This window comes from Pelagibius sp., assembly GCF_028281305.1.
Classification (GTDB): Bacteria; Pseudomonadota; Alphaproteobacteria; order Kiloniellales; family Kiloniellaceae; genus Pelagibius.
Genome location: NZ_JANQKD010000095.1, coordinates 1 through 5,974 on the forward strand (window position 1 = coordinate 1; position 5,974 = coordinate 5,974).

At 65.8% G+C, this 5,974-nt stretch carries 5 protein-coding genes and 1 tRNA gene; all 6 read left to right on the forward strand.

Annotated features, from left to right (window positions below; translation table 11 throughout):
* The first annotated feature begins 34 nt into the window (after positions 1-34).
* The 6 genes from Q0982_RS18370 (at position 35) to Q0982_RS18395 (ending at position 5,974) form a co-directional block, all read left to right on the forward strand.
* On the forward strand, positions 35-1,075 hold the full coding sequence (locus Q0982_RS18370) for a rod shape-determining protein (protein ID WP_167223262.1): 1,041 nt from the start codon (positions 35-37) through the stop codon (positions 1,073-1,075).
* A 118-nt stretch (positions 1,076-1,193) separates the two neighbouring features.
* Entirely contained in the window at positions 1,194-2,135 is a 942-nt protein-coding gene (gene mreC, locus Q0982_RS18375) for a rod shape-determining protein MreC (RefSeq protein WP_299397912.1), read from the forward strand.
* On the forward strand, positions 2,132-2,641 hold the full coding sequence (gene mreD, locus Q0982_RS18380) for a rod shape-determining protein MreD (RefSeq protein ID WP_299397914.1): 510 nt from the start codon (positions 2,132-2,134) through the stop codon (positions 2,639-2,641). The genes mreC and mreD overlap by 4 nt, the downstream gene beginning before the upstream one ends.
* Positions 2,642-2,653: 12 nt before the next feature.
* A complete protein-coding gene (mrdA, locus tag Q0982_RS18385) occupies positions 2,654-4,540 on the forward strand; it encodes a penicillin-binding protein 2 (protein WP_299397915.1) in 1,887 nt (628 codons plus the stop codon).
* 5 nt (positions 4,541-4,545) lie between these two features.
* Positions 4,546-5,700 (forward strand): rod shape-determining protein RodA, encoded by a 1,155-nt coding sequence (gene rodA, locus Q0982_RS18390; protein ID WP_299397917.1) that lies wholly within the window; start codon positions 4,546-4,548, stop codon positions 5,698-5,700.
* Between the two features lie 198 nt (positions 5,701-5,898).
* Positions 5,899-5,974: transfer RNA gene (locus Q0982_RS18395), tRNA-Lys, on the forward strand.

The window sequence follows — 5,974 nt, forward strand, 5'->3', positions numbered from 1 at the left end:
TCCCGTAAGGATTGAAGAAAAGGCGATTGGATCGATGTTTTCAGGTTTGCTCGGCATGCTCTCCGCCGATATGGCGATCGACCTCGGTACCGCGAACACGCTGGTCTACGTAAAGGGACGCGGCATCGTTCTGAACGAACCCTCGGTGGTCGCCATCGCCGAGGTGAAGGGCAAGAAGCAGGTTCTGGCGGTCGGCGACGAGGCCAAGATGATGCTGGGCCGCACGCCCGGAAACATCCAGGCGATCCGCCCGCTGCGCGACGGCGTCATTGCCGACTTCGAGGTCGCGGAAGAGATGATCAAGCATTTCATCCGCAAGGTTCATAATCGCCGCTCCTTCGCCTCGCCCCAGGTCATCGTCTGCGTGCCCTCCGGCTCCACCGCCGTTGAGCGCCGCGCGATCCAGGAATCGGCGGAAAGCGCCGGGGCACGCCGGGTTTTCCTGATCGAGGAGCCCATGGCTGCGGCCATCGGCGCCGGTCTGCCGGTGACCGAGCCTACCGGCTCCATGGTCGTCGACATCGGCGGGGGCACCACCGAGGTGGCGGTGCTTTCGCTCGGCGGTATCGTCTATTCGCGCTCGGTTCGCGTTGGTGGCGACAAGCTGGACGAGGCGATCATCGCCTACATCCGCCGCAACCATAACCTGCTGGTCGGTGAAGGCTCCGCCGAGCGCATCAAGAAGGAAATCGGCTCAGCCTGCCCGCCGGAAGACGGTGAAGGCGGCACCATGGAAATCAAGGGTCGCGACCTTATGAACGGCGTGCCCAAAGAACTGATTATCTCAGAGCGCCAGATCTCCGAATCCCTGGCCGAGCCGGTCGGTGCCATCGTCGAGGCGGTGAAGGTCGCCCTGGAGCACACGGCCCCGGAACTGGCCGCCGACATCGTCGACAAGGGCATCGTTCTGACCGGTGGCGGCGCGCTGCTGGGCAACATGGATTACGTGCTCAGGGCCTCGACCGGCCTGCCGGTTTCCATTGCCGACGATCCGCTTTCTTGTGTGGCTCTCGGTACTGGCCGTTGTCTTGAGGAAATGAAGGTTCTGAAGAACGTCCTCATTTCCATGTATTGAGCAGCGGTTGATCTAGGCTCAATGGTTTCTTCATTTGTATTTGTTTTGATGGTTCGGTAACTTAGCCCGAATCGGTCGCTCGTGGCCCCATGGGGGGATGGCCGCGACTGGAGGACCTGTGAACAAACCGACCGGCTCAGAGATCCGCGTTGCCTCTCCGCTGAAGGCCTGGGCGAGCCGCTTTGCTCTCTTGCTGCTGGTCGGGGCCGCCTTCGGACTGATGCTGATCGGGCGGACCAACGGTTTTCTCGTCGAACAGACCCGCACGACCGTCACCGACATGGTGACCCCGATCCTGGATGCGGTCTCCCAGCCGGTCGACACCTTCAGCGGCGTCATCGACCAGGCGGAATCCCTGGCCAATCTGCAAAGCCAGAACATCGCCTTGAAAGAGCAGAATGCGCGGCTGCTGCACTGGCAGGCCGTGGCCCGCCAGCTGGAGGCCGAGAACGCGGCCCTGCGCGATCTCAACCGGATGGTCCCGGATCCGGGCATGCGGTTCATCACCGCCCGCGTGGTGGGCGATCCGGGCGGTGCCTTCGTGCGCAGCGTTCTGATCAACGCCGGCGACCGTGACGGCATCGAGAAGGGCCAGGCGGCGATGACCGGGGCCGGCCTGGCCGGCCGGGTCGCCGAGGTGGGCCTGCGTTCGGCGCGGATCCTGCTGGTCACCGACATCAACAGCCGCATTCCGGTGATCGTCGGCGGTGGGCGGGACCGCGCAGTGCTGGCAGGCGACAACACCAACTATCCGCAGCTACTCTATCTGGGTCCGACGGCCAAGCTGCGCATTGGCGACCAGGTGACCACCTCCGGCCACGGCGGTGTCTTCCCGCCGGGTCTGGCCATCGGCGTGGTCTCCGCGGTCAGCGAGACCTCGATCCGCGTCGAGCCCTTTGTCGACTGGGCGCACATGGAGTATCTGCGGGTCGTCGACTACGAGATGAGCGGCATTCTCGACTTCCAGTCTGTCGAAGCCGCCCGTGCCGCCGAGGCGGAAGCCGCCGCGGCTGAGGCCGCCCAGGCTGCCCGCGCCGGCGGGGAGGGCCCGCAGCAGTGAGACAGGGCGTTCTGCACCGCCTGGACGGCGTCGCCCGGATCATCTCGCCGTTCTTCGTGACCCTGCTGCTGGTGCTGCTGGCGCTGCTGCCGCTCCGGGTCTCCGCCATTGCGCCGATCATGCCCGCCGTCGCTCTTGTGGGCGTTTTCTTCTGGTCCGTCCACCGTCCGGACCTCATGCCGATCTGGGCGGTCTTTCTCATCGGTTTCGTTCAGGACCTCCTGGCCGGCGGCGCCTGGGGCCCGGGCATCGTCGGGCTGCTGCTGGCCCACGCGCTGGTGGTCTGGCAGCACCGCTTCTTTCTGGCGGCCTCATTCGTCCTGATCTGGTGCGTCTTCATGCTGGTGGCTGCGGTCGCCATGACGGTCACCTGGCTCTGTGCCTGTCTGGCCATGATGACCTACATCGATCCGGGGCCGGTGTTCTTTCAGTACCTCATGACCGTTGCCATCTATCCCTGTCTGGCCTGGGCGTTCCTGCGCGGCCAGCGCCTGTTCCAGCGGTAGCGGGGGCGGGGCATGCTGCAGAAGAACGAAGACGTCGAACGCCACCGTGCCTTCTCGCGCCGCGGCCTTCTGCTGGGCGGCGCGCAGGCGCTGCTGCTGACCGGCCTTGCCGCGCGCATGTACTACCTGCAGGTGGTGGAGTCGGACCGCTACCAGACCCTGGCGGAAGACAACCGCATCAACCTGCGCCTGCTGCCGCCGCCGCGCGGGCGCATTCTCGACCGCTTCGGCTATGCGCTGGCCAGCAACCGACAGAACTTCCGCGTGGTGCTGGTGCGCGAGCAGGCCGGCGACGTCGAGCGGGTGCTGAAGGCGCTGTCCCAGCTCATCGTGCTGGAGGAGTACGATCACAAGCGGGTGCTGCGGGAGGTTTCGCGCAAGCGCGGCTTCGTCCCGGTGGTCGTGCGCGAGAATCTCAGCTGGAGCGAGGCCAGCCGGGTCGAGGTGAACGGGCCGGACCTGCCCGGCGTCTCCATCGAAATGGGCGAGATCCGCGACTACCCCTATGGTGCCAGCATGTCCCAGGTTCTGGGCTATGTCGCTGCGGTGGCCGAGCGCGACCTGACCGGCGATCCGCTGCTGGAGTTGCCGGGTTTTCGCATCGGCAAGAACGGTATCGAGCAGAAGTACGATCTCGACCTGCGCGGCTCTGCCGGCAACAGCCAGATCGAGGTCAACGCCTACGGCCGGGTGATCCGCGAGCTGAAGCGCGAGGAGGGCAAGCCGGGCGACGAGTTGGTGCTGACCGTGGACGGCGGCCTGCAGACCTTCGTCCACCAGCGTCTGATGAGCGAGAAGTCCGCCTCGGCCGTGGTCATGGACATCGAAAACGGCGATGTTCTGGCGCTGGGTTCCGTGCCCAGCTACGACCCCAATGCCTTCAACATCGGGCTCACGGTCAAGCAGTGGAACGACCTCATCAACGATCCGCTGAAGCCCCTGACCAACAAGGCCGTTTCCGGGCTCTACGCGCCGGGTTCGACCTTCAAGATGGTGGTCGCGCTGGCCGCGCTGAAGGCCGGGATCAGCCCCGAGCACAGGGTTTTCTGCCCCGGTCACATGACCCTGGGCCGGGCCCGCTTCCACTGCTGGAAGCGCCATGGCCACGGCTGGATGAACATGATCGAGGGCATCAAGCATTCCTGCGATGTCTATTTCTACGAGGTCTCCCGCAAGGTCGGCGTCGACAACATTGCGGCCATGGCGCGCCAGTTCGGCCTCGGCGAGCCGGTGGGGATCGACCTCTACGGCGAAAAGGGCGGGGTGATCCCGACCCGCGACTGGAAACTGGCCAACATCGGTGAGCCCTGGCAGGGCGGCGAGACCCTGGTCGCCTCCATCGGCCAGGGCTTCGTGCTGACGACGCCGCTGCAGCTCGCGGTGATGACCGCACGGCTGGCCACGGGCAAGGCGGTCACCCCGCGTCTGACCCGCGGCGTGCGCGCCGAGGCCGAAGGCGGCGATCCCCCGACACCGGAGTTTGCGCCGCTCGACATTCCAGCGGCTCACATGCAGCTGATGCATGAAGCCATGGACGCCGTCAGCAACCATCCGCGCGGCACGGCCTACCGGGCACGCATCGAGGACGAAGGCTGGGAACTGGCCGGCAAGACCGGCACCTCCCAGGTGCGCCGCATCACAATGGCCGAGCGTGCCGCCGGCGTGACCAAAAACGAGCATCTGCCCTGGCGCCGGCGCGACCATGCGCTCTTCGTCTGCTATGCCCCGGTTCACAAGCCGCGCTATTGCTGCGCGGTGGTGGTGGAGCACGGCGGCGGCGGCTCCAAGATCGCCGCGCCGATCGCCCGCGACATCATGATCGAGGTGCAGCGCCGCGATCCCGCAGCGCGGCCCTCGCTGCCCATCGTGGCCAGCGGCCCAGCCGTGCGACAGGGCTGACGACCATGCCGGCCGATATCTTCCTCAACAGCCGCAACACCGAGATGACCCTGCGCCAGAAGTTCTGGCAGCTCAACTGGGGCCTGGTCGTCCTGCTCTGCCTGCTGGCCGGGGTCGGCTTCGCCATGCTCTATTCCGCGGCCAACGGCTCGGTGTCGCCCTGGGCGTCCCGCCAGCTCGTGCGCTTCGGTCTCGGCCTGGTGATCATGCTGATCGTGGCGCTGATCGATATCCGCTACTGGTTCCGCTACGCCTATCTTATCTACTTCGGCAGCCTCGGCCTGCTGGGGGCGGTGGAGGTGATGGGCACCATCGGCATGGGGGCACAGCGCTGGATCGACCTGGGCTTCATCCGTCTCCAGCCCTCCGAGGTGATGAAGGTCTGCCTGATCCTGGCCCTGGCGCGCTACTTCCATGGGGTTTCCATGGAGGATATCGGCCGACCGACCTACCTCCTGGTGCCGCTGGCGCTGGTGATGGCACCGGCGGCGCTGGTGCTGAAGCAGCCGGACCTGGGCACCACCGGCATGCTGCTGCTGGGGGCGGGCGCCGTCTTCTTCTGCGCCGGGGTGCGCTGGTGGAAGTTCGCCATCGTCTTCGTCGGCGGTTGCGCCGCGATCCCCGTGGCCTGGCAGTTCCTGCATGAGTACCAGAAGGCCCGGGTGATGACCTTCCTGAACCCGGGCAGCGACCCGCTGGGCGCCGGCTACCACAATCTGCAGGCGATGATCGCTTTCGGCTCCGGCGCCATCACCGGCAAGGGCTTCATGCAGGGCACCCAGAGCCACCTGAACTTCCTGCCGGAAAAGCACACCGACTTCATCTTCACCATGCTGGCCGAGGAATTCGGCCTGATCGGCAGCCTCAGCCTGCTGGGCCTCTACTTCCTCCTGCTGGCCTACGGTTTCGCCATCGCCTTTCGCGCGCGCAACCAGTTCGCGCGCCTGCTCAGCATCGGCCTCGCCACCAACCTCTTCCTCTACGTCTTCATCAACATGGCCATGGTCATGGGGGTTTTCCCGGTGGTGGGCGTGCCCCTGCCGCTGGTCTCCTACGGCGGCACGGCCCTGCTGACCATGATGACCGCCATGGGGCTCATCATGTCCTGCTATATCCACCGCGACATGCGCATCTCCCGGCGCGGCACTGTGGAAAACTGAGGCCCCGAAAAACTCAGGATTCCTGCCGGTCACGGCCGTTTGGCGGGCCTTTCGGCCCTCCGCAGGCGGCTGTCCGACAAAGCCTCTCGACAAAGCGGGTCGGACTTGCTATCACCCCGCATCCCGGCGCCCGGGCCGTCCCCGGCCCCCTCGTTTCGCCCATTCTTAGGGAATGGCTCCGGGAAACCCGACTTTCGGGGGCGTATAGCTCAGTTGGTAGAGCAGCTGACTCTTAATCAGCGGGTCCTAGGTTCGAGTCCTAGTACGCCCACCA

Coding starts and splice junctions, on each gene's coding strand:
- Q0982_RS18370 (WP_167223262.1), top strand. CDS start 35: ATGTTTTCAGGTTTGCTCGGCATGCTCTCCGCCGATATGGCGATCGAC.
- mrdA (WP_299397915.1), top strand. CDS start 2,654: ATGCTGCAGAAGAACGAAGACGTCGAACGCCACCGTGCCTTCTCGCGC.
- rodA (WP_299397917.1), top strand. CDS start 4,546: ATGCCGGCCGATATCTTCCTCAACAGCCGCAACACCGAGATGACCCTG.